At 55.2% G+C, this 25,477-nt stretch carries 23 protein-coding genes; 18 read left to right on the forward strand and 5 right to left on the reverse strand.

Going from position 1 to position 25,477, the window contains the following annotated elements; genetic code table 11:
• Window positions 1–30 precede the first annotated feature (30 nt).
• Window positions 31–1,260 (forward strand): bifunctional glutamate N-acetyltransferase/amino-acid acetyltransferase ArgJ, encoded by a 1,230-nt coding sequence (gene argJ / locus INT20_RS01050; protein WP_193056289.1) that lies wholly within the window; start codon window positions 31–33, stop codon window positions 1,258–1,260.
• 109 nt (window positions 1,261–1,369) lie between these two features.
• Window positions 1,370–2,317, forward strand: coding sequence for a Nudix family hydrolase (locus INT20_RS01055; protein WP_193053778.1), 948 nt, complete (start codon window positions 1,370–1,372; stop codon window positions 2,315–2,317).
• Window positions 2,318–2,464: 147 nt separating this feature from the next.
• Here the strand turns inward: INT20_RS01055 and INT20_RS01060 are convergent, their stop codons facing one another.
• Window positions 2,465–3,379: a carbon-nitrogen hydrolase gene (locus INT20_RS01060; RefSeq protein ID WP_193056290.1), complete on the reverse strand. Its 915-nt coding sequence runs from the start codon at window positions 3,377–3,379 to the stop codon at window positions 2,465–2,467.
• 9 nt (window positions 3,380–3,388) lie between these two features.
• Window positions 3,389–4,441, reverse strand: coding sequence for an agmatine deiminase family protein (locus tag INT20_RS01065; RefSeq protein ID WP_193053883.1), 1,053 nt, complete (start codon window positions 4,439–4,441; stop codon window positions 3,389–3,391).
• A 222-nt stretch (window positions 4,442–4,663) separates the two neighbouring features.
• Between INT20_RS01065 and INT20_RS01070 the strand changes: the two genes are divergently transcribed.
• Both INT20_RS01070 and INT20_RS01075 read left to right on the forward strand, forming a co-directional pair.
• Window positions 4,664–5,905 (forward strand): lipoprotein-releasing ABC transporter permease subunit, encoded by a 1,242-nt coding sequence (locus INT20_RS01070; protein ID WP_193053776.1) that lies wholly within the window; start codon window positions 4,664–4,666, stop codon window positions 5,903–5,905.
• 106 nt (window positions 5,906–6,011) lie between these two features.
• On the forward strand, window positions 6,012–6,692 hold the full coding sequence (locus tag INT20_RS01075) for an ABC transporter ATP-binding protein (RefSeq protein ID WP_193053882.1): 681 nt from the start codon (window positions 6,012–6,014) through the stop codon (window positions 6,690–6,692).
• Here the strand turns inward: INT20_RS01075 and INT20_RS01080 are convergent.
• Window positions 6,689–7,240: a DUF2062 domain-containing protein gene (locus INT20_RS01080; RefSeq protein ID WP_172116359.1), complete on the reverse strand. Its 552-nt coding sequence runs from the start codon at window positions 7,238–7,240 to the stop codon at window positions 6,689–6,691. The genes INT20_RS01075 and INT20_RS01080 overlap by 4 nt on opposite strands.
• 97 nt (window positions 7,241–7,337) lie before the next feature.
• On the opposite strand from INT20_RS01080, the gene INT20_RS01085 reads away from it, so the two are divergent.
• Genes INT20_RS01085 through murB form a run of 7 tightly spaced genes read left to right on the forward strand, consistent with a single transcriptional unit; the run spans window position 7,338 to window position 14,960 of the window.
• A complete protein-coding gene (locus INT20_RS01085) occupies window positions 7,338–9,620 on the forward strand; it encodes a DNA internalization-related competence protein ComEC/Rec2 (RefSeq protein WP_193056291.1) in 2,283 nt (760 codons plus the stop codon).
• A 56-nt stretch (window positions 9,621–9,676) separates the two neighbouring features.
• Entirely contained in the window at window positions 9,677–11,410 is a 1,734-nt protein-coding gene (gene msbA / locus INT20_RS01090; protein WP_193053774.1) for a lipid A export permease/ATP-binding protein MsbA, read from the forward strand.
• Window positions 11,410–12,435: a tetraacyldisaccharide 4'-kinase gene (gene lpxK, locus INT20_RS01095; protein ID WP_193056292.1), complete on the forward strand. Its 1,026-nt coding sequence runs from the start codon at window positions 11,410–11,412 to the stop codon at window positions 12,433–12,435. The genes msbA and lpxK overlap by 1 nt, the downstream gene beginning before the upstream one ends.
• A 13-nt stretch (window positions 12,436–12,448) precedes the next feature.
• Window positions 12,449–12,658 carry a Trm112 family protein gene (locus INT20_RS01100; RefSeq protein ID WP_172116363.1) on the forward strand — a complete coding sequence of 70 codons (210 nt, stop codon included), beginning with the start codon at window positions 12,449–12,451 and terminating at the stop codon, window positions 12,656–12,658.
• Window positions 12,658–13,428 (forward strand): 3-deoxy-manno-octulosonate cytidylyltransferase, encoded by a 771-nt coding sequence (kdsB, locus tag INT20_RS01105; protein ID WP_193053772.1) that lies wholly within the window; start codon window positions 12,658–12,660, stop codon window positions 13,426–13,428. The genes INT20_RS01100 and kdsB overlap by 1 nt, the downstream gene beginning before the upstream one ends.
• Window positions 13,429–13,455: 27 nt before the next feature.
• Window positions 13,456–13,926, forward strand: coding sequence for a low molecular weight protein-tyrosine-phosphatase (locus INT20_RS01110; protein WP_193056293.1), 471 nt, complete (start codon window positions 13,456–13,458; stop codon window positions 13,924–13,926).
• A gap of 44 nt (window positions 13,927–13,970) precedes the next feature.
• Window positions 13,971–14,960 carry a UDP-N-acetylmuramate dehydrogenase gene (murB, locus tag INT20_RS01115; protein ID WP_319643838.1) on the forward strand — a complete coding sequence of 330 codons (990 nt, stop codon included), beginning with the start codon at window positions 13,971–13,973 and terminating at the stop codon, window positions 14,958–14,960.
• Window positions 14,961–15,026: 66 nt separating this feature from the next.
• On the opposite strand, the gene rne is transcribed toward murB, so the two are convergent.
• Complete coding sequence (gene rne / locus INT20_RS01120) at window positions 15,027–18,251, reverse strand: ribonuclease E (protein WP_193056294.1); 3,225 nt, start codon at window positions 18,249–18,251, stop codon at window positions 15,027–15,029.
• Window positions 18,252–18,924: 673 nt separating this feature from the next.
• On the opposite strand from rne, the gene INT20_RS01125 reads away from it, so the two are divergent.
• The 3 genes from INT20_RS01125 to sppA all read left to right on the forward strand — a co-directional run bounded on the left by INT20_RS01125 (window position 18,925) and on the right by sppA (window position 21,737).
• The gene (locus INT20_RS01125) at window positions 18,925–19,866 is read left to right on the forward strand and encodes an RluA family pseudouridine synthase (RefSeq protein WP_193053769.1); all 942 of its coding nucleotides are present in this window, start codon (window positions 18,925–18,927) and stop codon (window positions 19,864–19,866) included.
• 32 nt (window positions 19,867–19,898) lie between these two features.
• Window positions 19,899–20,549: an HAD-IA family hydrolase gene (locus INT20_RS01130; protein WP_193056295.1), complete on the forward strand. Its 651-nt coding sequence runs from the start codon at window positions 19,899–19,901 to the stop codon at window positions 20,547–20,549.
• Window positions 20,550–20,612: 63 nt separating this feature from the next.
• Window positions 20,613–21,737, forward strand: coding sequence for a signal peptide peptidase SppA (gene sppA / locus INT20_RS01135; protein ID WP_193056296.1), 1,125 nt, complete (start codon window positions 20,613–20,615; stop codon window positions 21,735–21,737).
• Window positions 21,738–21,745: 8 nt separating this feature from the next.
• On the opposite strand, the gene INT20_RS01140 is transcribed toward sppA, so the two are convergent.
• A complete protein-coding gene (locus tag INT20_RS01140) occupies window positions 21,746–22,345 on the reverse strand; it encodes a Maf family protein (protein WP_193056297.1) in 600 nt (199 codons plus the stop codon).
• A 168-nt stretch (window positions 22,346–22,513) separates the two neighbouring features.
• On the opposite strand from INT20_RS01140, the gene INT20_RS01145 reads away from it, so the two are divergent.
• From INT20_RS01145 to fabD, 4 genes are all read left to right on the forward strand, one after another.
• Window positions 22,514–23,044, forward strand: a complete 531-nt coding sequence (locus INT20_RS01145; RefSeq protein WP_193056298.1) for a YceD family protein — start codon at window positions 22,514–22,516, stop codon at window positions 23,042–23,044.
• 36 nt (window positions 23,045–23,080) lie between these two features.
• Entirely contained in the window at window positions 23,081–23,251 is a 171-nt protein-coding gene (gene rpmF / locus INT20_RS01150; RefSeq protein ID WP_087109291.1) for a 50S ribosomal protein L32, read from the forward strand.
• A gap of 43 nt (window positions 23,252–23,294) precedes the next feature.
• Window positions 23,295–24,314 carry a phosphate acyltransferase PlsX gene (gene plsX, locus INT20_RS01155; RefSeq protein ID WP_193056299.1) on the forward strand — a complete coding sequence of 340 codons (1,020 nt, stop codon included), beginning with the start codon at window positions 23,295–23,297 and terminating at the stop codon, window positions 24,312–24,314.
• Window positions 24,315–24,510: 196 nt separating this feature from the next.
• Window positions 24,511–25,470, forward strand: a complete 960-nt coding sequence (gene fabD / locus INT20_RS01160; RefSeq protein ID WP_193056300.1) for an ACP S-malonyltransferase — start codon at window positions 24,511–24,513, stop codon at window positions 25,468–25,470.
• The last annotated feature ends 7 nt before the right edge of the window (window positions 25,471–25,477 follow it).

A 25,477-nucleotide genomic window follows, 5' to 3' on the forward strand; every position in this document is an offset into this window, starting at 1 on the left:
GCGGTCTGGATTTAGGTAGAGGAGACGATCATGGCGGTGGGAAATAGTCCCTTTCCGGTGATGCCCCCCTTGGCTGGGGTGCGCTTGGGAAGTGCAATGGCGGGTATTAAAAAGCCGGGTCGTCGTGACATGGTAGTTATTGAGCTACCCGCCTCGGCAACCGTGTCTGGTGTGTTCACGCGAAATGCCTTCTGCGCTGCCCCGGTGTCGGTTGCCAAGGCGCATATTGAGCGCTGCCGCGAGCAGGGCCAGGCACCGCGTTACTGGCTAATTAATACCGGTAATGCGAATGCGGGCACCGGCAAACAGGGGCTTCATGATGCCTACGCCAGCTGTAAAGCGGTAGCAGAGCAAGCTGGCGTTGCCGAGCATCAGGTACTGCCTTTCTCAACGGGGGTTATCGGTGAACCACTTCCCATGGAGCACCTTTTAGCCGGTATCACGCCAGCGCTTGCGTCAGGTGCTGACAATAGTCAGGCGTGGCAACATGCCGGTGAAGGGATTTTAACCACCGACACCCGAGCCAAAGGTGACAGCGTTACCGTGAAGGTTAGTGACGGGTCAGTTACTATCAATGGCATCACTAAAGGCTCAGGCATGATTAAACCCAACATGGCGACCATGTTGGGCTTTGTCGTCACGGATGCTGCTATTGAACAGTCATTACTGGATCGCTTGTTACGCGAGACGGTGGATACCTCGTTTAACTGCATTACCGTGGATAGCGACACTTCAACCAATGATGCGTGCATGCTTGCAGCGACAGGTACGGGAACGGCGATTGAAGACGACGAGGATATCGCTGTCTTCCGTGATGCATTGCAGCAGGTAATGACGAGCTTGGCTCAGGCGATCATCCGTGATGGTGAGGGCGCGACAAAGTTTGTGACGCTCCAGGTTGATGGCGCAGAAAGTCGTCAGGAAGCGCTGGATGTCGCATTTACCGTCGCCCACTCACCCTTGGTGAAAACAGCGCTTTACGCCTCTGATGCTAACTGGGGGCGTATTCTGGCCGCAGTAGGGCGAGCGCCTGTGGCTGATTTTGACGTGGACCGCATTGTCATTGACCTGGCAGATGTTCGCCTGGTTGAAGAAGGTGGTCGTGCGGCTGGGTATACGGAAGCCGCAGGCAGTGCCGTCATGGCGCAAGACGAAATTACGATTCGCATCAGTTTAGGGCGCGGTCAGGAGAGTGCCACCGTATGGACCTCTGATCTTTCCCATGACTATGTGTCGATCAACGCAGACTATCGTAGCTAGTTAGCCAGTCACCGACTGGGTTTGGCAGTCATAAAGGGCTCACGCAGCGAGTAAGCGCCGGCACTGATCCGCCGGTGCGCACACAGTGGATAAAGACGTAATGAATGTAATGGTAAAACGACGAGTTCATGTTGCGGCAGCAGCCATCATTAGTGCCGATCAGAAGCAAGTGCTGATTGCACGTCGGCCCTCGAATGTCGATCAGGGTGGCTTGTGGGAGTTTCCGGGTGGGAAACTCGCGCCTTATGAAACAGGACTTGAGGGCCTTAAGCGCGAGCTGCACGAAGAGCTTGGTGTTGAGATTGTACGTGCGCAGCCCTTGATCCGTGTGCATCACGAATATCCTGACAAGCATATTTTGTTAGATGTTTGGCAGGTTCATGAGTTTGCTGGCGAGCCTTTTGGTCGCGAAGGCCAAGCCGTGCGTTGGGTGCCGATGGAGGAGTTGGCTAATTATCCGTTCCCGGCGGCCAACCTGCCGATCCTGCGTGCTGTGATGCTGCCCACTGAATATCTGATTACAAAAGAAGAGGCTGACGAGGCGCGTTTTGATACGCTCCTGGAGCGGGCCTTGAAAGAAGACAACATTCGCTTGGTGCAGCTGCGTGCCAAGCAGCTTGATGAAGCCGCTTATCTTAAGCGCGCTGAACGCGCTTTGCGCATGTGTCATGAGTATGGCGCCAAGCTTCTACTCAACGGCGAGCCTGCGCTGCTTGAACATGTGGATGCCGATGGTATTCATTTAACCAGCGAGCGCTTGATGCAGCTGGATCGACGTCCGATTGCCGAGCAAAAGTGGCTCTCTGCCTCGACACATGACCAAACTCAGCTCTCCAAAGCGGCGCTGCTGGGGTGTGATTTTGTGACGCTGTCACCGCTTCGCACTACGCCTTCACATCCGGAAGTAGCGCCGATGGGCTGGCATGATTTTCAACAACTGGTTGAGCGTGCCGGAATGCCGGTCTTTGCGCTGGGTGGAATGACACGCTTTGATGCCAATCACGCCCGCGCCGTAGGCGCCCAAGGCATCGCCTCGATTCGCGATTTCTGGAAGTGATAAGTTTGTTACTGCTGACGTAATGGCGTAAGTCAGCGCTGCGGTACGTGCAGAAATAGGTACTAGAAAAAACGCCTGCCAGATGATTTTGGCAGGCGTTTTCCGTCAAAGACCGCTACGTTAAACTGGCCTATAGATCGATAACGCCTAGTCGCGAAAGCGGCGGGTTAGATCGCTATAGGCATCGATACGGCGATCACGCAGGTAAGGCCAGATACGGCGAGTATTTTCGCAGCGCGCCATATCAATGGTCACAACCAGTTGTTCAGCTTCTTCACCGGCATGGGCAAGTAGCTCGCCCTGAGGCCCACAAATAAAGCTGCCTCCCCAAAACTGAATGCCATCGCCCACGCCTGAATGGTCGGTTTCAAATCCCACGCGGTTGGCAACAATCACCGGTAAGCCATTGGCGACGCCATGCGAGCGCTGGATTAACGTCCAGGCATCTTTTTGGCGGGTTTGTTCCGCAATATCATCGTTAGGATCCCACCCAATCGCCGTGGGGTAGAGCAGCAAGTCTGCTCCGGCCAAGGCCATCAGGCGAGCCGCTTCCGGGTACCACTGATCCCAGCACACCAGCACGCCCAAACGGCCAAGCGAAGTATCAATTGGTGTAAAGCCTTCTGCACGGCTCGCATCGTGGTCACCAGGGGTGAAGTAAAACTTCTCATAAAAGCCTGGGTCATCAGGGATGTGCATTTTCCGATACTGACCCACCCGGCCTTTATCTCGGTCGTATACCACCGCCGTGTTGTGATAAAGCCCTGGTGCGCGCCGCTCAAACAGCGAGCCGACCAGCACGATATCCAATTCGCGAGCAAGTGCGGCCAGGTGCTGTCCGGTCGGGCCATCCAGCGGTTCGGCCAGGTCGAACAGGGCCGGATCTTCATACTGGCAGAAGTAGTGGGTAGCATGCAGCTCTTGCAGCATGACAAGCTGAGCGCCACGTTCTACGGCATCACGAATGCCCGCTTCACTGGCTGCCAGGCTCTGCGCTTTATCGGGCCAGGCAAACTGTTGCACTACGCCAACCGTTAGGTCAGAGGTTACCTTGATAGACATCCTGGCTCCTTACTGATGAAAAGAGGTGGTGAGCGTGCCCTTGGGCAACTGCATGGTCAGGCAGTGTAAGCTGCCATGTTGACGAATAACGCTCGAGCACTCAATGGGAATGAGCGCATGGTTGGGGAACGCTTCGGCCAGCGCACTGAGTGCTAACGCATCAGCCGGGTCGCCGTAGGTTGGCACCAGTACTGCTTCATTAATAATCAAAAAGTTGGCATAAGTGGCTGGCAGCCGATGGCCGTCTTCAGGGTCAAAGCATGCTTGTGGCCAAGGCAGCGGGACAAGCTGGTAGGGCTCGCCGTTGCGTTGTCGAAATGCCTTTAACTCTTGCTCCATGGTGTGTAGGGCTGTGTAGTGCGGGTCTTGTAGGTCATCACAGCGCACATAAGCAATGGTCGATGGATTACAGAATCGCGCCAATGTATCAACGTGGCTGTCGGTATCATCACCTTCCAGATGCCCATTGGTTAACCAAAGCACCCGGTCGACGCCGAAATCATCGCCTATCAAGGCTTCAACGTCCTGGCGTGTTAAATGCGGGTTGCGATTAGGGTTGAGTAAGCAGGCTTCGGTCGTCAGCAGCGTACCCGCGCCATCGGTTTCGATAGCCCCGCCTTCCAATACCATATCGCGTGAAGCCACTGGGCATGCCCAGACGCCTGCATCGGCTAACGCCTGCGTCAGCCGATTATCGTTGCTGGCAGGGAATTTTCCGCCCCAGCCGGTGAAGGTGTAATCCAACAGTAGCGGCTGGCCTTCATCATCAACAACGCTAATCGGGCCGTGGTCACGCGCCCAGGTATCATCGGTAGGCGCTATGATCAGCAATAGCTTATGAGCAGGCACACCATAGGCATCGAACGTTTTGCGTACGCGGTCACAGGTGGCTTGATCTGGCATGCTGATCACTACCTGCTGGTAACGAACGGTTGCCAGCACGATGCGCTCAAGCGTTGCTTCTATACGCGATAGAAGCGATGCCCAATCGCCATCAGGGCGTGGCCAGGTCAGCTGTAGACCATCCTGGGGGTGCCATTCCGGCAGCAAGCGATATGTCATATTGGCCAAGGTTAGGAAGTCTCTTGGTAACGTTATTTGAAGTAAAGCGCTCACCGATTTAGCCAGCGCAAATGGGCGCAATGTAGGGCGTCGTCGAAGAACTTGCAAGCGTTACGTGGTTTCAGGGAACGGGCCTGGGGTCTGTTACTCTAATGCCCGTTTGCACATGCAGTATGGCTAAAAAAACCGTACCATGAGCGCTTATTAATAAGGAATGACGCCATGCTTGATCGTTTGCCTTTTCTGGTGGGGCTGCGCTACGTGCGCGCCAAACGCCGGAACCACTTTATTTCTTTTATTTCACTAACATCGATGCTGGGCCTAATGCTGGGTGTGGCGGTACTCATCCTGGTGTTATCGGTTATGAATGGTTTTGACCATGAGCTGCGTACCCGTATTTTAGGAATGGTGCCGCACACTAAAATTGAAGCAACCGATGGCCTGGTGGAGTGGGAGGCGCTGGCAGACCGATTGACGCAGCGTGAACACGTGATGGGGGCTGCACCGTATGTTGAGCAGCAGGGCATGTTTTCCGCGGGTGGTCGCAACCAGGGAGCCATGGTCAACGGTATTGATCCCGATTGGGAAGACCAGGTCTCGATTATTGGTCAGCATATGCGCCAAGGCACGTTGGCTGAATTAGTGCCAGATGAGTGGAATGTGGTGCTTGGCTCTATGCTTGCTCGTCAGCTGGGGGTGGGTGTAGGCGATCGAGTGACGCTGCTGGTGCCGGAAGCTTCTATCACCCCAGCGGGTGTCTTCCCGCGGTTAAAGCGCTTTACCGTTAGCGGTATTTTCAGCGTGGGCGCCGATTTGGACGCCAATCTCGCTTACGCCAATATCGAAGATATGAAAACCCTCGCGCGCCTTGGCGACGCGGTAGGTGGTTTGCGCCTTGAGCTTGATGATCTGTTTATTGCGGGCAGCGAGACCCAGGCCATTGTGAACGACCTGGGACCAGGCTACCGCGGCACCGATTGGACGTACTCGCATGGCAACCTTTTCCAGGCCATTCAGATGGAAAAGCGCATGATTGCACTGCTGCTAACGGTGATCATTGCCGTTGCGGCGTTCAATATTGTTTCTACTCTGGTCATGGTGGTCACCGACAAGCGTGCCGATATCGCTATTTTGCGTACCATTGGTGCTACGCCACGCTCGATCATGGGCATCTTTATCGTACAAGGCATGGCCATTGGTTTGATTGGTATTGCGATTGGCGTTGCTGTGGGCATACTGCTGGCGCTGACAGTATCTGATCTGATCGGTTGGTTTGAAGCGGCCTTTGGGATTAAGTTTCTGGATGCAGGCGTTTACTTTATCAGCGATTTGCCGTCCCAGCTTAGGTGGGATGACGTGCGCAATATTGTGTTGGCGGCCTTCGGTCTAACGTTTTTGTCCACGCTGTACCCAGCATGGCGCGCTGCTCGCGTTCAACCGGCGGATGTTCTGCGCTATGAATAAGGATGCTTCCATGTCTACTACTGGGCCGTTAACGTCTATGCAGTCAACTTCCACGCCGTCCAACGCTACGCCAGCCGCAGCAGGGGGAGCGAACGAGCCGCCTGTTATGTTGGATTGCCAAGGTTTAACGCGGGTATATAGCGAAGGACCACAAGACCTGACCGTGCTTGATAAGCTTGAACTTTCCGTTCGTGCGGGCGAACGGGTGGCGATTGTGGGTAGTTCTGGGTCGGGTAAAACCACGCTTTTAAACTTGCTGGGCGGTCTGGATCGCCCAAGCGATGGTCGGGTGGTGATCGCTGGTGAGCCACTTTCCAACTTAAACGAAGCGGCCTTAGGGACGTTTCGTAATCGCTACATTGGGTTTGTTTACCAGTTTCACCATTTGCTGGCAGAATTTACCGCCGTTGAGAATGCAGCGTTACCGTTAATTATCCGTGGTCAGTCGAAAAAAACCGCTGAAAAACGCGCTATGCAGATTCTTGAGCGTGTAGGGATGAAGGCGCGGGCTGATCATAAGCCTGGCGAGCTTTCCGGTGGTGAGCGCCAGCGGGTCGCCATTGCGCGTGCCTTGGTAACAGACCCAAGCCTGGTGCTAATGGATGAGCCTACCGGTAACCTGGATCAAACGACGGCAGCCACGATTCTAGCCCTGATGGATGAGTTGGCCAAAGAGAGTGCGTGTGCGTTTGTTATCGTGACGCATGACGTGGGGCTGGCTGCACATCAGGACAGGGTGCTTAAACTGGACGCGGGCAAGTTGGTTGAGCAGCCTCGCATGCCTTAATCATCGAACTCGGATTCGATACATGCCCGACGCCGCTGCCTATTTAGGCGGCGGCGTTTCCAATTATGAGAGACATGCCAGCGCCAAATAAGGCGAATGCCGATATTGGCGGCCACTGCTAGCACAATAGCCGTAATAAATGAGCCAACAATCAGTGGCGGTACGATATCGTGCATTTGTTCGGCAATCCAGCGCGTTGAAATACGCGTAGGTGCTTCACGTACCGGGGCTCCAAGCATAAATGTGCCAATTCGATAGTTAAAATAAAAAATCAGCGGCATGGTGAGTGGGTTGGTAATCCAGACAAGGCCTACCGAAAGTGCTAAATTACAACGGCTTAGGCGAGCGCCCACGGCAGCGACTACCATTTGAAATGGAATCGGTAGCATGGCGCAAAACAAGCCAACGCTAAAGGCGTTGGCAACGCTTCGCCGAGTTAAAAGCCACAGCCCGGGGTCGGCAATTAGCGGTGCTATAAAGCGTAGCGACCGCTGTCGCCGTAGCGTGTCGGGTCTGGGCATGTAGCGCTGCAGGAACCGGCGCGGCATGTCAGGTACTCTTGCCTATTAGTGCACCCTATTATCCATATCGCGTAGCGCTTCGGCTATGCCAAGTAGATGAAGTTCTTAAGCCAAGGAGAGTCGTATGCCGTTTGGCATGGCGATACCGGCAGCGCTAGCGGCACTGTTAGGGGCAGTAATCGCGGGATTAAGCGGTATAACGGGGGCAATGAACCCTTTTGTTGGCGTTAGCTTATTGGGCGTGCTGCTACTGATGGCCTGGCGCGCCAAGGCGGCTTTCTGGCTATTACTGGGTGGCTGGGTAATGGTTGGCATTCATCAGGAGTGGGGCAGTCGCTTGCCCGAAGGTCTCAACGGCGAAGATGTCGTTGTAAAAGCAAGGGTGCTGAGCGTAACCCCGTTGGGTGATGCACAGCGGTTACTGTTAGCGGTAAAAACCTGTGAAGGACCTACTCATCACCCCGCTTGCGATACGCTTAACAAGGTCCGTGTAACGGCGTATAACGCGCCGACTTACTATGCGGGAGAGCAGTGGCGAATGACGCTACGCCTGCGCCCGCCTCGCGGATTTGCCAACCCTGGTACGTTTGATTTTGAACAGTGGCTCTGGCGAGAAGGCATTCATGCAACGGGGTATGTACGCCAGGAGCCAGCGCCGACGCAATTGGCCACGGCTGGGTTTTCTGTACGAAAGCTGGCGCTTGATGTGCTGGAGAGGCAGCCACTCGGTGAACGAACGCGCCGCTGGCTCGCAGCCTTAACGCTGGGGGAGGGCAGCCAGCTAACCCAAGAGGACTGGTCGCTACTCAATGCCACGGGAACGACGCATCTGGTGGTTATTTCAGGCTTGCATGTGGGGCTGGTGGCCGGGTTTGCGCTATTGCTGGCAAAGCTCATCGCACGGCTAACAACGCCTTTGAACTGGCGAATGCGCGTGTGGCCCTGGTGGGTGGCCGCGCTGGTCACCATCGGTTATGCCTATCTGGCCGGTATGGAACCGCCCGCCATGCGCGCCATGGTCATGACGCTGGTAGGGCTGTGGGTGCTCAGTGGTCGACACTCCCCAGCCACTTGGCAGGCCTGGTGGCTGGCACTTGCCATTATTCTGCTGCTTGATCCGCTCTCTTTATGGCGCCCTGGGCTCTGGCTATCGTTTGTGGCTGTTGCCTGGTTGATCATTATTTGGCAAGGGCGCACGCGTCCAAAAGGGGTTAAAGGCTGGTGCTGGGCGTTGCTGCGTTCCCAGCTGTTACTGGCCCCGCTAATGGCCGCCGCCGTGCTGATCGCATTTGGACGTATGGCGCCGGGCGCGCCCATTATTAATATAATCGCCGTGCCCTGGGTAAGTTCAATCATGGTGCCGTTGGCGCTGCTGGGCTGGATATTTTCACCTCTGCCGTGGCTGGGCACGGGCATGTGGTGGTTGTTTGAGCAAGCGCTGTCGGTTTTTTACGTTTTTCTGACCGTTACGTCAGAACGATGGCCGCTGTGGGAACCTGATCATGCGCTAGTGTACCCATTAAGCGGCGCTCTTCTTTTGTTGGCTTTGTGCTGGGGTCTGCCTGGCGTGGTGTCCTGGTTGAAAGTGGGGGCTACGTGCCTAGTGGTATCGCTTGCCTGGTGGCTTCCGTTGGAGCAAATACCTAAAGGCACGTTGCGCGTAACGGTGCATGATGTGGGCCAAGGTCAGCTTATCGAGCTACGCAGCCAGCAGTACCGGCTTTTATACGATACTGGGCCACGTTTTCAGGCAGGCTTTATGCCTCTGCAAACATTGTGGTCGCCAGGCCAGCGTTTTGATGAGGTGATTGTTAGCCATGCCGACAGTGACCATGCAGGTGGTATAGGCGCGCTACTGGAGAGCCATGCAGTCACGCACTGGCGTGCGCCTCTAGGTGAAGCTCTACCGGTAACGGCCACCCCGTGCGAGCGTGGCCAGCAGTGGCAGCGCGATGGAATTACGTATCGGTTTTTATGGCCGCCTGCCGGGTCCAATGATTACTCGGCCAATGACCGCTCCTGCGTGCTGGAAGTCAGCGCGGGAGAGCATCAATTATTAATTACCGGGGATGTCAGCCGTGATATAGAGCGGCGTTTTCTAAAAGATATTGATGTGCCGCTCAGCGTATTGGTCGCCGGACATCACGGTAGCCGCACAAGTTCAGGTGTTCAGTTTGTCCAACATACGACGCCTTTGCATGTGATCTTTAGTGCAGGTCGCAATAATGCTTTCCAGCATCCGGTCGATGATGTGGTACGCCGCTTCCGAGCGTATAAGAGTTGCCTGTGGAGTACCGGGCACGATGGGGCACTGCGGTTTTGGCTTCAAAAAGATCATCCTGTGTCTATTACACCAATGCGTTGGCCATCCGGCAGTGTTCAACATGGTGGCGTTAAGCGGTGTTGATGCGCCTCGCCATAAGGTAGAATCCAGCGCATTGCACACTATTGCCAGGAGCGCGTGTGACCGATTCAAGTTGGGTTATTTATAAACGGCTACTTAGCTACGTAAAACCACACTGGCAAGCATTTGGCTTGGCCGCTGTTGGGTTTGTGGTATATGCCGCATCAAGTACGGCACTTGCTGAGATGATGAAGCGGTTAATCGACGGTATCCAAAACCCTGATGCTGCTTTTCGGCTGTTTCTTCCGCTGTTTGTTATTTTGATGTTTGCTTCGCGTGGTGTAGGCACTTTTCTAAGCACCTACTATATGGCGTATGTAGGACGCTATGTGATCCACACGCTGCGCTGCGACGTTTTTGCCCACATGCTGCATCTGCCTGGACGGTTTTTTGACCAGCACTCAAGCGGTCACCTTGTTTCGCGCGTGACCTACCATGTAGAGCAAGTGGCGGGCGCTGCAACGAACGCTGTCACCGTTATTTTGCGTGAAGGCCTGTTTGTTGTGGGATTGGTGGGTTATTTGTTCTGGACGAACTGGATGCTAACCCTACTGTTTTTAGGGGTTACCCCCATTATTGGCGTGGTGGTGAGCTATGTCAGTAAGCGCTTTCGGCGTATTTCAAAACGCATACAAAGCTCGATGGGTGATGTCACTCATGTCGCTTCCGAAGGCTTGTCAGGCTACCGCGTTGTGCGCACCTACGGCGCTGAGGATTATGAAAAGCAACGGTTTGCACGGGTAAGCGAAGAGAACCGTAAACAGAGTATGAAAGAGTCAATGACGCGGGCGATAAGCTCCCCGGTTATTCTTATGCTGGTAGCGATATCCATGGCGCTGCTGGTGTGGCTGGCCATGGCGCCGGCGATAATGGCCAATATGACGCCAGGTGAGTTTGTTGCGTTTATTACCGCAGCGGCCTTGATGATCAAGCCGGTACGCCAGCTCACTGAAATTAACAGTGAAATTCAAAAAGGACTTGCCGCCGCTTCAGAGCTCTTTGGGTTGATGGATACAGCACCGGAACAAGACACCGGCCAGCGTGTGCCCAAGCGTCTAACGGGCGAGCTGATGCTCGAAAATGTTGGCTTTCGCTATGCCGACGACCAGCCAAACGTGCTGCATGACATCAATTTGCACGTCTCGCCTGGTGAGATGGTGGCGATTGTGGGTCGCTCAGGCAGCGGAAAATCAACCCTCGTTAGCCTATTACCACGCTTTTATCGTCTTAATGAAGGACGCATTTTAATCGATGGTGTGGATATTAATGAGTATGCGTTAGGCCCATTGCGTCAGCAGATTGGCTTGGTCACACAGCAAGTGACGCTCTTTAACGCCACGGTGGCCGATAATATTGCTTATGGCACGGCGAACCCTGATCGTCAGGCCGTTGAAGCTGCTGCCAAGGCGGCGTATGCCAGCGAATTTATCGATAAGCTGCCACAAGGTTATGAAACGGTGGTGGGTGAAAACGGGGTCATGCTATCGGGTGGGCAACGTCAGCGTCTGGCGATCGCCCGGGCGATTTTCAAAGATAGCCCAATATTGATTTTGGACGAGGCAACCTCCGCTCTGGATACCGAGTCTGAACGTTACATCCAAAAAGCGCTGGAGCACGTCTGCCAGGGACGCACGACACTCGTCATTGCCCATCGTCTGTCCACGATTGAGCGTGCAGATCGAATCCTGGTGATGGACCAGGGGCGTATTATTGAGCAAGGAGCGCACCAGGAGCTGCTGGACAAAGGTGGTGCCTACTCTGCGCTGTATCAACTTCAGTTTCAGGAAGCATAATGACGCTGGCGCAGCGCTGGCTTGAAGCGGGCTATCACAATAGCCCATGGCTATTGCCGCTAAGGCCATTGGGCGCGCTTTATAAGTATGTCATGGCGCGTCGTGAAGCCGCGTATGTGAGTGGCCAAAAGGCCACATGGCGTGCGCCAGTGCCGGTCATCGTGGTGGGTAATATCACCCTGGGTGGAACCGGAAAGTCGCCATTAGTGGCCTGGTTAAGCCGCTGGTTGGTTGCACAAGGTTGGACGCCGGGTATTGTCACGCGTGGCTATGGCGGTAAAGCCGAGCACTACCCGCTCCAGGTAACGCCCTCGACGGATCCCGCGCAAAGCGGTGACGAGCCGGTTATGTTGGCCCAGCAAACCTTGTTACCCGTGGTAGCAGACCCCAAGCGTGTGCGTGGCGCTCAAGCGTTGGTCGATCTCGGTTGCGATATTATTTTGAGTGACGACGGGCTGCAGCATCTGGCGCTTGAGCGAGACATTGAGATCGTGGTGATTGATGGGGCGCGAGGGTTGGGTAATCGTCGCTGCCTGCCTGCGGGGCCACTGCGTGAGTCGCCCGAACGTTTAGCGCGTGTAGATGCGGTGGTTGTTAATGGTGAAATAGCGAATGGTGAAATAGCGAAGGGAGACATGCGCCAATCACTTTCGGTGAGCGCCACTTCCATGCAGCTAATGCCGATAAGTTGGCGGCGCCTAAATGATGGCAAGCGCTTTCCGCTGACACCGCTACCTTTTAGCGTGCCGGTGTTTGGCGTGGCCGGTATCGGACACCCCGCGCGCTTTTTTACTACATTGCGTGATTTAGGCGTAAACGGTGAGATGCTGGCGTTGGCAGACCATCAGCGTTTTAGTGCGGATATATTTACTCCGGCGAAACAGCGGCCCGTGGTCATGACCGCCAAAGATGCGGTGAAATGCATGGGAATTGCGCCACCCAATAGCTGGATATTAGAAGTGGAGGCAACGCTTCCATTAGAATTTGAACATTGGCTGGCAGCCAGGCTGTCAGCCCTGTCCTGAAGGGGATGCATAAATGGATAAGGAACTGCTGGCAATGCTGGTTTGCCCGTTATGTAACGGCAAGCTTAAGTACGACCGCGAAGCGCAGGAACTGGTTTGTCTTTATGACGGTCTAGCGTATCCGATACAAGAAGGTATCCCGGTTATGCTGCCTGAGGAAGCCCGGGTAATGGACGCTGACGAAAAGCTCCCAACCTCGCCAGGTCGCACGGGAGACCTGTAATGGCGTTTCCTGCATTTATAGCCGTTGTGCCTGCCCGCTATGGTTCAACCCGGTTGCCAGGTAAGCCACTGCTGGATATTGCTGGTGAGCCTATGGTCGCCCATGTGTGGCGGCGTGCCTGTCAAAGCCAGGCGGCTCGTGTCGTTGTTGCGACCGATGATGAACGTATCCGTGATGCGATGCTGCCGTATGGGGCTGAGGTCGTCATGACGCGCGATGATCACGCCTCGGGGACGGATCGGCTTGCCGAAGTTGCCCAGAGCCTTTCTTTGGGTGAAGACGAACTAGTGGTGAATGTGCAGGGTGACGAGCCGCTCATTCCGCCCGCGTTAATTGATCAGGTGGCACTGCGCTTAGCTGATGACGCAGAAGCCTCCATTGCGACGTTGGCTGAGCCGATTAACGATGTAGCATCACTCTTTAATCCCAACGTGGTCAAAGTAGTGCGCTCACTGCAGGGGCGGGCGCTGTATTTCTCACGTGCGCCCATCCCCTGGGATCGTGAGCAGTTCAAGCAGCAGCCTGCACTGCTTGAAACGGATGCATGGCTGCGCCATATCGGGATTTATGCCTACCGCGCGAGCTTTCTAGCCGCCTACCGGGACTGGCCGGCCTCAATGCTGGAGCAGTTAGAGCAGCTTGAACAGCTGCGCGCTTTGCAGCATGGCCATTTAATTCAGGTGGCATTGGCGTGTGAGGTTAACCCGGCAGGTGTCGACACGGCGGAAGATTTAGCTCGTGTTCGCGCGCTGTTAGCGCCATCTGGTTAATACTTTTCAACGTACAGGGAGCGCGTTGTGACGCGGGTACTTTTTGTCTGTTTAGGAAATATTTGTCGCTCGCCCACTGCCGAGGGCATTTTTCGACGTGCGCTGGAAAACGCAGGTATGAGTGAACGTGTCAGTATTGACTCTTGCGGAGTAGGCGCTTGGCACATCGGGAAAGCACCCGATTCGCGCGCTCAATCAGCAGCCAAGCGGCGAGGTATTGACCTGAGCCAGCTATGTGCCCGGCAGCTGACCGCAGAAGATTTTCTGACATTCGATTATGTACTGGGCATGGATAACGACAATCTGCAGGCAATGCGTGCCTTGAAACCTGCCGAAAGCAACGCTTATGTCGGGCTTTTTCTGGAGTTCTCTGGAACGCCGGGAGCAGAGGTTCCAGACCCTTACTATGGCGGTGAGCAGGGATTTGAAGACGTGCTTGATATGATCGAAACGGCGTCACAGGGGTTAATCCAGCACCTGAAAAGTGACCGCGTGTGACAGCTTCAGCCCTTAAAAACTCGGCTTGTCTCATTAACGAACACGTGGATCTGTCATCGTCCAATACGTTACGTTTGCCCTGCGTGGCTGATTATTACGCTGAACCCACCACGCTAGACGCCTTACGTGCGACGCTTGCTATTGCCCAGCATCAGCGCTGGCCGGTAACGCTTTTGGGCGGAGGGAGCAACGTGCTTTTGCCGCCGCGCTTAACAGGGATTGCGATACGCCCGGCACTACGGCAGTGGTGGCTGACCTCGGCGGGTAATAATGTGTTGGCGCATGTGGGGGCTGGCGTTAACTGGCATACGCTGGTGCTCAATATGGCGGCCCGAGGGTTCTGGGGAATTGAAAACCTGGCGCTGATTCCGGGTGATTGTGGCGCAGCCCCCGTGCAAAACATCGGCGCCTATGGCGTTGAGCTTGCCGATAGCCTTCAGGCCGTGCAGATCATGGAGATTGCGACAGGAAGCACGCGTTGGCTTGAGACTGCTGAGTGTGCGTTTGGCTACCGCGATAGCCTTTTCAAGGGTGCGCTGTGTGATCGTGTCGTGATTACTCGGCTGGTATTGCGGCTTTCCAGCCAGCCCGCACCGAAGGTTCACTATGGCGATCTTGCCTCGCGCTTGCCGAATGTGCCCACCCCGTTGGATATTGCAGAGGCAGTGGCAGCTATTCGCCAGGAAAAATTGCCAGACCCGGGGCAGCTTGCCAATGCAGGCAGTTTTTTCAAGAATCCCATTGTTTCAGATCAGCAAGGGCAGGCGCTATTGGCCCGCTATCCTGACATGCCACATTTCCCTTTAGGCGAAGGAAAGACCAAATTGGCGGCCGGCTGGTTGATTGATCAGTGCGGTCTTAAAGGTGTATGTGAGGGCGAATTTGGCGTGCATGACCGCCAAGCGTTAGTGTTGGTTCATTTTGGCGGCGGTGACCGTAAGGGATTGCTGCGCTTTGCAGGCAAGATTATCGACCGTGTGCATGCTCGTTTTAATGTACGGCTGGAGCCGGAGCCACGTTTGGTTCAAGGTTGATAAATACATGAGCACTAACGCATAAAAAAACCCCGCCAGGCGGGGTTTTTTTACGCAGTCAGCAAATTACTCTTTGCTGGCTTCTTGTGCCTGCTTGCGCAGCTCACGAGGGTCGTTATGCGCACGGGTGCGGCGACGACGCGGCTTGGGTGCTTCTTCAGCCACTTCTTCGGCGACAGGTGCGTCTACCGATTTAGCGGCGTGTGGCGCAACGTCAACGTTAGTGGCGTCAGGCTGCACATCTTCCTGGGCAAGCGATTTGTTGGCAGGTGCGTCCGCAGGTGTGTTGCTTTCTGCAGGTTCCTGAACAGGTGTAGCGTCTGCCAACGTATCGACCGGTGCCAACTGTTGGGACTCATCGGCTACGCCGCTTTCGGCCAATTCAGTGGGCGATGGCGCGAGCGTAGTATCGACGTCGCTACTTGCGTCGGTTTCGAGCTTTTCATCGGTCTGCTGCGGAAGAGATATGACATCGTCACGCTTCGCTTCATCTGCCGTTTTCGGCGCATCTTCCGAGACCGGTGCGCTTTCAGGCTCGGCAGCTGCGGGCGTCTCTTGCTGGGCTGGTGCTGTTGCTTCAGCTGACGCAACGTCATGCTCGGCGACTTTCGGAGAGGGCTGTTCCGCTTTAAGTGTTTCGGCGGGTTCAACTGCCGCTACCGGAGTCGTTTCGTCAGCAGCGCTAACGCCGGTATTTTCCGCGTCTTGAGGCTTGGGACTTTCCTGAGCTGCTTCCTGAGCTGGTGCTTGAGATGGTGCTTGAGAAAGTTCCTGAACGGTTTCCTGAGTGTTTTTCTCAGCGGTCGCTTGATGCGATTGACTGTCAGCGTGATTGCTATCTGCAATGCTGCTGGCAGGCGAAGCTTCGGCTTGCGTTTCAGGCAACTGCGCAGAGGCTTCAGAAAGGCTTTCGTGAGCGACTTCCTGTTTCGGCGCTGCAGCTTCGGGCGTTTCCGTCGCTGGGGCTGTAGCGTCTGCGTGCGTTGCCTCTTCGGCTGCCTGGGCCTGCAGCTTTAACTGTTCGGCTTCCGCCTGAGGGCTGACTGCCTGCTTGCGTGAACGGTTGCGCGGGTTGTTGCGCGTACGCTTCGGTTTGCCATCATCCTGGGGAGTCGGCTGCTCTGCGTTGTTTTGCGCAGCTTCTTTTGCCGGTTTATTGTCGCGTTGAGTCTCTCGACGCGACTCTTTTTGAGGCGCTTTCTTCGATGTATCCAGACTTTCGTCTTTTGCGGGAGAGGTCTCTTTCTGATTCTGGCGGCTGTTTTTGCTGCCACTCTCCTGCGTTTTAGCATCGTCCTGCTGCTGGTTCCGGCGACGATTGCGAGTGCGAGAAGGGCCGCTGCGCTTATCGTTGGCTTCTTCGCTGGCATCGACATTGGCATTTCGCGACGGGGTCTGCCGCTGATCTGCCTTGCTGTTTTCGGTGCGCTCGCTACGGGCAGGACGCTGTTTCGTCTCACTGCCTAATGGGGCCGGTTTCTGTTGGCTGCGCTCGGCTTGTTTACGTGGCGCAGGCGCTTCTGGCTTGCTAGCAGGGGCTTCGGCTGGGCTGTTGTCATCGCTGCCCAGTAGCTTTGCAAACCTGCGGATAAAGCGCCCAATAACGCTGGGTTGCTCATCGTTGGTAGCAGGTACGGTGGCCTTGGCTGCTGCTGGCTCGTCCGTCTGTAGCGAGGCGGGTGCGGGGGCATTATGAGCAATGCTCTTAACTGCCGCTTCAGCGCGCTGTGTGGGCGGCGCGAAGTTGGGGTTGGGCTCTTTGCCTACTTCGGTATCGGTAGATAGCTCGAAGCTTGACAGTGTTTGAGTGTCATCTTCATCTAAATGGTCATCGCGTAAACGCTGCACGTCATAATGAGGCGTATGCATTTCCGGATTGGGTAGCAGTACAACGCGTACCTCTTGGCGTGACTCAATATCGGCCAGTACGCTACGTTTTTCATTGAGCAGATAGGTAGCAACAGGTACGGGCAGAATCGCACGAATTTGTGCGCTACGCTCTTTCATGGCCTCTTCTTCGATAAGGCGCATGATCGAGAGCGAGAGCGAACGGACATCGCGGATGGTGCCCTGACCATTACAGCGCGGGCAGACCACACCGCTGGTTTCGCCCAGTGAAGGGCGCAGGCGCTGGCGAGACATCTCCATCAAGCCAAAGCGTGAAATGCGCCCAATCTGTACCCGTGCGCGGTCAAGCTTCAAAGCGTCGCGCATGCGGTTTTCGACTTCGCGCTGATTGCGTGCCGGGCCCATGTCGATAAAGTCAATCACCACCAGGCCGCCAATGTCCCGAAGGCGCAGCTGGCGGGCGATTTCATCGGCCGCTTCAGAATTGGTCTGAAGGGCGGTTTCTTCAATATCGCTGCCGCGGGTCGCTCGGGCGGAGTTGATGTCGATTGAAACCAGTGCTTCGGTATGGTCGATAACGATCGAGCCGCCAGACGGGAGTTTTACCTCGCGCTGATAGGCTGTTTCGATCTGTGACTCAATTTGAAAGCGCGAGAAGAGCGGCACTTCATCCGCATAGAGTTTGATTTTTTGCTGATATGACGGCATTACCTGACGGATAAAGCCTAGTGCTTCAGCATGAATCTCAGGGCTGTCAATGAGCACTTCGCCGATATCCTGGCGCAGGTAATCCCGCATGGCCCGGATAATAACGTTGGATTCGCGGTAAATCAGGAACGGAGCAGGGCGCTTGGCGGCCTCTGTGGTGATTGATTCCCATACCTGGGCCAGATAATCCAGGTCCCACTGAAGCTCTTCGGGATTACGGCCAATGCCCGCCGTGCGCACGATGAGACCCATCTTGTCAGGTACGGTGAGCTGACCCATGGCGTCTTTTAGCTGGCTGCGCTCTTCGCCCTCAATGCGGCGAGAAATACCGCCTGCACGAGGGTTGTTGGGCATAAGCACCAAAAAGCGGCCTGCCAGGCTAATAAAGGTCGTTAAGGCTGCGCCTTTGTTGCCGCGCTCTTCCTTGTCCACCTGCACGATAACTTCCTGGCCCTCTTTCAGTACCTCTTTAATACTGGGGCGGCCAGATACGTCTTTAAGAAAGTATTCGCGGGAGATCTCCTTGAGCGGTAGAAAACCATGGCGCTCTGCACCAAAGTCAACGAAGGCCGCTTCAAGGGAGGGTTCCACGCGGGTAATTTTGCCGCGGTAAATATTGGCTTTTTTCTGCTCTCGTGCACCTGATTCAATATCCAAATCGTACAGGCGTTGTCCATCAACCAGCGCGACCCGAAGCTCTTCGGGTTGGGTCGCATTGATAAGCATCCGTTTCATGTTGTCTCGCATAGCGTTGCGCGCCGACGGACCGTCTAAGGAGTGACGTAGACGAATCGGTGGGTGCTGCGTGCTTGTGCTCGGCGCATGGTTATGCTGACGCGGCAAGCCAGGAAGGTTTTAACCGACCCGGCTGACAGGTTGAGTACGTGGCGGAGGCAGGACGTGTTTCGGTGGCTGTCACGTCCATCCGGCCCTGCTGACACCGCCTACACCTAGCATTCATCGATTCGTCAACGCCGGTCGTCGGCACAGCGTTGAACTTGTCGCCCAGAAGTGACCAGCGCCTTGTGACGAAAAGACGGGGCAGTTCTGGGCGTGGCGTTTTATTCAGCATTCGCTTGCCGTTGTGGGCTAAGCGTTAGCAAATCTGTCGACATCATACGGGCGACAGAGTGACTGCATTTTAATACGTTAAGATTCGGGCAATGCGTACACTGGCGCCGCTTCTTGTGCTCAGGCCTGCGTGTTAGTCGGGCAGGCGCTTTTAGCTAAACGTGGTAGTAGCACTTGTGAAAACTGTAATACTCGACAAGCTGCCCACGCTTAGTAGTGAACGATTTGGAATATAACAGTAAAGACAACTACCAGCAATTGACGCAATGCCCTTGGGTCTACGTTAGAATGCCGTTTTTAGCCTGGCATCATAGAGACACAGCAGGAGTGCGCGGCAATGGCCGAAGGGCGTGAAGTACAGTGGGTGGATATCGCCCCTGAACAGGCAGGTCAAAGAATTGACAATTTTTTGATGACTCGCCTGAAAGGTGCTCCTAGAGCATTGATATACCGCATCGTGCGTAAAGGTGAAGTGCGGGTTAATAAAAAGCGCGTCAAGGTGGACTACCGTCTCCAGGCGGGTGACCTGGTCCGGGTGCCGCCATTACGTTTGGCGCCGCGTGAGGCGGTGAAGGAAGTCAGCGATAATTTGCGTGACGTGTTAGTAGGTAGCGTCATTATGGAAGGCCCTGACTGGATGGTGCTTAATAAGCCTTCTGGCTTGGCGGTGCATGGGGGGAGCGGGGTTAAAATCGGGTTGATTGAAGCACTGCGTCAGGTGCGGGATGATTTGAGCTTTTTGGAGCTTGTTCATCGGCTTGATCGCGATACCTCTGGCTGCTTGTTGCTGGCAAAGTCTCGTGATGCCTTGGTGACACTTAACGAGTCGTTAAAAAAACATGGCATGGACAAGCGTTATCTGGCGCTTGTGAGCGGTCGCTGGCCTGCACGTAAAACCTATGAAAGTGCGCGTCTTGACCGATTCGACGCAGGCAACGGTGAGCGTAGAGTGCGGGTAGATCCAAACGGCAAGGTATCGCGCACCCATTTTGCGGTTGTTGAAACCTTTGAGAAAGCCACGCTGATTGAAGCCGAGCCGGTGACCGGGCGAACACATCAAATTCGCGTTCATGCGACTCATGCGGGGCATGCGCTGCTTGGGGATGATAAGTACTCGACACGTGAAAGTGCGCACTTGACAAAACAGCTAGGCGTTAGTCGTCTGTTTCTGCATGCCCGCTCGCTAACGTTTCCAGAACCTACCAACGGCCGCCCAGTGACCGTTAAGGCGCCGTTGCCAGACGTTCTGGAAGACGTGCTCAAGCGTGCTCGGCAATAAATGTACGGGCAGTGAAGTAATAAGGGGCGGTAATGCGTTACGAGCTGATTATTTTTGATTGGGACGGCACCCTGATGGATTCGGTGTCGAAAATTGTTGCCTGTATGCAGGTAGCGGCCCAGGAGGCTGAGTGGGGTGAGCTGGACGTCGCGGCCATTAGAGATATTATCGGCCTGGGGCTCCCGGAAGCCATTGCCACGCTGTGTCCGGGCATCGGTCCTGCTCAGGCCGAACGCTTGCGTGAGCGCTATGCACATCAGTTTGTGCATGGAAACACAACGCCCATGCCGTTTTTTAATGGGGTCGAGGCGCACGTAGCGCGCCTTCGCGAGCGCGAACAGCAGCGTTTGGCCGTTGCCACGGGTAAAAGCCGCCGTGGCCTTGATCGGGTTTTCACTGAAACGGGAAGTGGGGGCTGGTTTCATGCTAGTCGCACCGCAGATGAAACACGTTCAAAGCCACACCCACAAATGCTGAATGAGTTGCTTCTAGAGCTTGACGTTCCTGTGGAGCGTGCAGTGATGGTAGGCGATACTGAATATGACCTGGAAATGGCGCGGGCCATCGGCATGGATCGTGTGGCAGTAACGTACGGTGTTCATACGCCAGCGCGGCTAGCGGCAAGCCAGCCCAAATGGGTCGCTCATAACGTTGAAGATCTTTTTGGCTGGCTGCATGGATAGAGGATGCGACGTTGGGTGGATGGTTAATCATCTGGCGTCCCTAAACTCAAAAAAGGATGCTATATGAGTGATGATTGGCGCCGCAGTGATGCCAGCGGGTACCAACAGCCTGAGGGCAACCCTGCATCTGATCGTTCAAACCAGGATCGCTGGACGCAGGGTCCTGACGTGGCGGCTTATAAAGATGAGGCTGCTACGGTAGGGGCGGCTGGCGATGATGCTGAAACGCTGCGTGAGCGGCAGCGCCTGGCACAGGTTGAAATGATGGATCGCTGGATTGGCGGCGTGTTAACAGAGCAGCGTCGTACACGGCGTTGGAAGTTGTTTTTCCGTTTTATGACGCTCTTTTTGATACTGGCGTTAGTCGCGACCGTTGTATATAACGCTTTTTGGGCCGCAACGGGCGATGCGTCTACCCTGCAGCGTCACTTGGGCATCGTAGACGTTAATGGCGTTATTGCCAGTGATGCTCCAGCGAATGCCGAGCGTATCATTCAGGGATTAAATCGCGCCTGGGAATCAGATAATACCGAAGCCGTTGTGCTGCATATTGATAGTCCCGGTGGTAGCCCGGTTCAATCGCAGCGTATTTATGCGGAAATCATGCGCCTGCGCGAGCAGGGTGATAAGCCGATTCTGGCGGTTATCGAGGATATCGGTGCGAGTGGGGCGTATTATATCGCTTCGGCAGCCGATGAAATCATTGCTTCACCGGCAAGCCTGGTGGGCTCGATTGGGGTTATTTATGCAGGATTTGGCTTTCAGGATGCGATCAGCCAGATAGGCGTAGAGCGCCGTGTGTTAACGGCGGGCGAGAACAAGGCATTTTTGGACCCGTTTCAGCCGCTTGATGAAGAGGCGCAGGCATTCTGGCAGAGTGTGTTGACGCAAACACATCAGCAATTTATGAATGATGTTCGTGCTGGGCGAGGCGATCGGCTAAGCGACCAGCCAGATATATTCTCTGGGCTTATCTGGAGCGGCGAGCAGGCGCTTGAGCTTGGTCTGGTGGACCAGTTGGCAAGCCTTGAAGAAGTGGCGCGCGATCAGGTGGGGGAGGCGAGTTGGGAAGATTATACGCCGCGTCTTGATCCGTTTGATCGGTTGACGCGACGCTTTACCCAAGTGGCGGCGGAGGTGCTTGGCCTTAAAGCGGCTCACTCACCGCTACGCTACCAGGCACAATAAACCCGAGCTTAACCGTCAAGTGGGTCCATGCCCACTTGGCGTAGCATATTACACAGCGCAATAAGCGGAAGCCCAATCAGGGCGTTCGGATCACGCCCTTCTAACGCTTCAAACAGCGTGATGCCCAATCCTTCCATTCGAAAGCTGCCAGCGCTGTCCAGTGGTTGCTCAAGGGTGACGTAGCGCTCAATTTCGCGTGTGGTCAGCTGCCGAAAGATAACGTCGAAAGGCTCTATGTGGGTGTAGTGGCGTTGCCTTTGGGTATCAAGCAGCGCTAACCCGGTTAAAAAAGTAACGCGCTGACCTGAAAAACGCGCCAGGTTGGCGCAGGCGCGTTCCTGGGTGTGGGGCTTGCCCAGTATGTCGCCTTCAAAGAGCGCTACCTGGTCTGAGCCGATAATGTAGTGATTGGGGAAGTGGGGCGCCACGGCGTTGGCTTTGCTGAGCGCTAAACGATGCACAAGTGCCTTGGGGGACTCATTGGCACGAGGTGTTTCGTCAATATCAGGCGAATAGCACTGATAGGGAAGCTGTAAGCGTTCCAACAGCTCTCGTCGCCAGCGCGAGCTTGAGCCCAGCACCAGCGATGCGTTTTGAGTAAGCGGCACGCCATTTCTCCTAAGCGATTTGGAATAAAAGGGGAGTGTAGCGAAAGCCAGCGGGCGTGCCTAATTTGCGGGTGTGGGCGATAAGTCATGGGGAAATGTGCGATAAACCATGAAGAATTGAGTTGAAGCTTTGACACCAGCGGGGGGAGTGCCTATCATTGCGCGCCTATGTTGACCTCACAACTCCCCAGCCGGGTTGAGCCTTATAAGCTTGCAGCCCGCCGCGAACGACTAGAAGGCGTAGTGGCACTGAATTCGTTGCCACGGCTTGCCGAAGAGGCAGGTGACCAAACGGGCGACTGTCATGTTGTCCTTGAGTTTGGTGTGGATGCCCAAGGTCGTCGTGAAATTCGTGGCCATTTGCAAGCGACGCTGGCATTGCCATGTCGTCGTTGCCTGGTGCCGCTGAGCCAAGACGTGTCCAGTGACTTCCTGCTTGGAATGATCAGTGACGAGGCCTTGGCCGCCGAGCTGCCTGCCAGTCATGAACCGGTGCTGGTGGAAAAAGAACAGCTGGATCTACTAACGGTAGTTGAGGATGAGCTTATCCTCAGTCTGCCGCAGGTGGTCTATCACGATGAGACCGAATGCCATGTCTCGGCGGAGCAGCTGGTCAGCAAGACAGACGGTGCGTCAGAAGAAGCGACGCCGGCCACGAACCCTTTCGCAGTGCTTAATGCCTTAAAGGGCAAAAAGTAAGCGTTATTTACCCTACACACCCTGGAGTAAACACCCATGGCAGTTCAAAAGAACCGTAAGACTCGTTCCAAGCGCGGTATGCGTCGTAGCCACGACGCGCTGAGCGCGCCGACGCTGTCTCAGGACAAAGAAACCGGTACGACGCACCTGCGTCACCATGTCGCTGCAGATGGTTTCTACCGTGGTCGCAAGGTGGTTGAGGTATAAGCCTTAACTATCTTGTTAAGCGGCCAAATAGAGTGGGTGCTGCATGCGCCTAGCGATTGATGTGATGGGAGGCGATCAAGGCTCCCATGCGGTTATCGAAGGCTCTGCAAGAGCAGTGATTGAACATCCTGGTCTTGAATTGACTCTGTTTGGTCCGCGTCAGCATATTATTGCTGAGCTTTCACGCTTGCCGCAGCCTCTGGCTGCGGCAGCGTCACGTTTAGCGGTTAGTGATGCCCCTTTGAGCATCTCTCAGGCCTCCAGTGCTGCCTGGGCGCTTCGTCATGGCCAGGAAAGCAGTATGGCGTGTATGTTGCGGAGTCTTCGGTTGGGCGAGTCAGTCGCTGGCGTAAGCGCGGGCAATACGGCTGCGTTGGTCGCGCTTGCTCGTCGTGAGCTGGGAACGCTTAAAGGTATTTCACGGCCTGCCATTAGTACTGCGATTCCGGCCCGCTATGGCCGTCGCTGCTATTTACTGGATTTGGGCGCGAACGTGGATTCGCCCGCGCACCGGTTGGTTGATTTTGCCGTCATGGGTGCTGCCATGGCGCAGTGCGTTGATAATGTAAGCCTGCCCCGTGTCGCGCTGCTTAATGTGGGGGCGGAAGCTACCAAGGGGAGTGCGAATGTGCGCGAAGCAGACCGGCTTCTGCGCGAATATTCTGATGCGTCCGCCTTTGCCTATCAGGGGTATGCCGAAGGTGGTGATCTTTTTGAAGGCAAGCTTGATGTGGTGGTGTGTGATGGCTTTGTCGGGAATGCCGTACTCAAAGCAAGCGAAGGTTTGACTCGTATGCTGGTTGAGCGTGTCCAAATGGCGTTTGAATCGCGCCTAAGCGGTCGTTTGGCAAGCCTACTGGCCAAGCCTGTGTTGCGCTATCTAAAGCAAGAATTAAACCCTGTACGCTACAATGGAGCAAGCCTGCTTGGTTTGAAGGGCATCGTGGTGAAAAGCCATGGTGGTACCCAGGCAGAGGGTTTTTATTATGCGATCCAGCGTGCTGTACATGAGGTGGAGCATAATCTACCCGCGCGTATGGCAGGGCGTTGGGAGCGCCGTTAATACCATTTTCAGTCATTAAGGAAGGCGCTTATGTGTACACCATGGTGTAGGGTATGGGCGCAGAGTGCTACTAGGTAAAGTGCTCGATAATAAAAGGTTAGAACTTATTTTGCGGGCTATGGGTGACAGCAGGATGTAGCCATAGCCACGCTTATCGCTCAAATGAGCAAATGCCTAAAGAGCAAAGGTGAACGACATGTCTCAACCCCTTGCCCTCATTTTTCCCGGGCAAGGCTCTCAGCAGCTTGGAATGCTGCGTGAGCTAGCCGAACGCTATAGTGTAGTGGGAACAACATTTGAGGAAGCTTCGGATGCACTTGGTTACGACTTGTGGAAAGTCGTCCAGGAAGGCCCCGAGGCCGCGCTAAACGCGACCGCTTGCACGCAGCCTGCGCTGCTTTCTGCTAGTGTTGCAATTTGGCGGGTGTGGCAGGAGCTTGAAGGGCCTCGGCCTACTGTCATGGCCGGGCACAGCCTGGGTGAATATAGCGCCATGGTGTGTGCGGGTGTGATGAGTTTTGCTGAAGGCGTTCAGCTGGTTCGCCTTCGCGGCGAAGCCATGCAGGACGCTGTACCGGTCGGTGAGGGCGGTATGGCGGCTATTCTCGGCTTGGAAGATAGTGCGGTTGAAGCCGCTTGCGCCAGTGCTGCGCAGGGGGATATTGTTTCGGCCGTTAATTATAATTCGCCGGGCCAGGTCGTGATTGCCGGAAGTGCCGCTGCGGTTGAGCGGGCGATTGTGGCGTGTCAGGAGGCGGGTGCCAAGCGTGCAATGGCGCTGCCGGTTTCGGTGCCTTCGCATTGTGAACTGATGCGTCCAGCTGCCGAGCGTTTGGCCACCGCTATGGAAAGTGTCGAATTTCGAGCGCCACGCTACACGGTTATTCAAAACGTAGATGCGCAGGCGCATGCCGACATTGATACGCTGCGTACGCGGTTGATCGAGCAGCTTTATCAGCCGGTGCGTTGGGCAGCATGCGTTGAAGCCATGGCTGCTCAGTCTGTTAATGTATTTATTGAGTGTGGCCCAGGTAAAGTGCTGACAGGGCTTAACAAGCGCATTGTCCGTGGCGCTAAAGGGTTGGCAGTCAATGATCCTGACAGCCTGGATGCGGCGCTTGAGCTGGCACGTGAAGCGCAGACTAGTGACGCCTAGTTCGCTG

Origin of the sequence: Halomonas citrativorans (assembly GCF_014898005.1) — a bacterium.
In the GTDB taxonomy this organism is placed as follows: Bacteria; Pseudomonadota; Gammaproteobacteria; order Pseudomonadales; family Halomonadaceae; genus Vreelandella; species Vreelandella citrativorans.

What these genes read in the sequence shown, in the direction of transcription:
- INT20_RS01130 (WP_193056295.1), top strand. Translation starts at nt 19,899, where the DNA reads ATGCGTTACGAGCTGATTATTTTTGATTGGGACGGCACCCTGATGGAT.
- INT20_RS01070 (WP_193053776.1), top strand. Translation starts at nt 4,664, where the DNA reads ATGCTTGATCGTTTGCCTTTTCTGGTGGGGCTGCGCTACGTGCGCGCC.
- rne (WP_193056294.1), bottom strand. Translation starts at nt 18,251, where the DNA reads ATGAAACGGATGCTTATCAATGCGACCCAACCCGAAGAGCTTCGGGTC.
- INT20_RS01060 (WP_193056290.1), bottom strand. Translation starts at nt 3,379, where the DNA reads ATGTCTATCAAGGTAACCTCTGACCTAACGGTTGGCGTAGTGCAACAG.
- sppA (WP_193056296.1), top strand. Translation starts at nt 20,613, where the DNA reads ATGAGTGATGATTGGCGCCGCAGTGATGCCAGCGGGTACCAACAGCCT.
- argJ (WP_193056289.1), top strand. Translation starts at nt 31, where the DNA reads ATGGCGGTGGGAAATAGTCCCTTTCCGGTGATGCCCCCCTTGGCTGGG.
- lpxK (WP_193056292.1), top strand. Translation starts at nt 11,410, where the DNA reads ATGACGCTGGCGCAGCGCTGGCTTGAAGCGGGCTATCACAATAGCCCA.
- INT20_RS01100 (WP_172116363.1), top strand. Translation starts at nt 12,449, where the DNA reads ATGGATAAGGAACTGCTGGCAATGCTGGTTTGCCCGTTATGTAACGGC.
- INT20_RS01065 (WP_193053883.1), bottom strand. Translation starts at nt 4,441, where the DNA reads ATGACATATCGCTTGCTGCCGGAATGGCACCCCCAGGATGGTCTACAG.
- INT20_RS01055 (WP_193053778.1), top strand. Translation starts at nt 1,370, where the DNA reads ATGGTAAAACGACGAGTTCATGTTGCGGCAGCAGCCATCATTAGTGCC.
- fabD (WP_193056300.1), top strand. Translation starts at nt 24,511, where the DNA reads ATGTCTCAACCCCTTGCCCTCATTTTTCCCGGGCAAGGCTCTCAGCAG.
- INT20_RS01080 (WP_172116359.1), bottom strand. Translation starts at nt 7,240, where the DNA reads ATGCCGCGCCGGTTCCTGCAGCGCTACATGCCCAGACCCGACACGCTA.
- kdsB (WP_193053772.1), top strand. Translation starts at nt 12,658, where the DNA reads ATGGCGTTTCCTGCATTTATAGCCGTTGTGCCTGCCCGCTATGGTTCA.
- INT20_RS01075 (WP_193053882.1), top strand. Translation starts at nt 6,012, where the DNA reads ATGTTGGATTGCCAAGGTTTAACGCGGGTATATAGCGAAGGACCACAA.
- INT20_RS01085 (WP_193056291.1), top strand. Translation starts at nt 7,338, where the DNA reads ATGCCGTTTGGCATGGCGATACCGGCAGCGCTAGCGGCACTGTTAGGG.
- plsX (WP_193056299.1), top strand. Translation starts at nt 23,295, where the DNA reads ATGCGCCTAGCGATTGATGTGATGGGAGGCGATCAAGGCTCCCATGCG.
- rpmF (WP_087109291.1), top strand. Translation starts at nt 23,081, where the DNA reads ATGGCAGTTCAAAAGAACCGTAAGACTCGTTCCAAGCGCGGTATGCGT.
- INT20_RS01125 (WP_193053769.1), top strand. Translation starts at nt 18,925, where the DNA reads ATGGCCGAAGGGCGTGAAGTACAGTGGGTGGATATCGCCCCTGAACAG.
- INT20_RS01145 (WP_193056298.1), top strand. Translation starts at nt 22,514, where the DNA reads ATGTTGACCTCACAACTCCCCAGCCGGGTTGAGCCTTATAAGCTTGCA.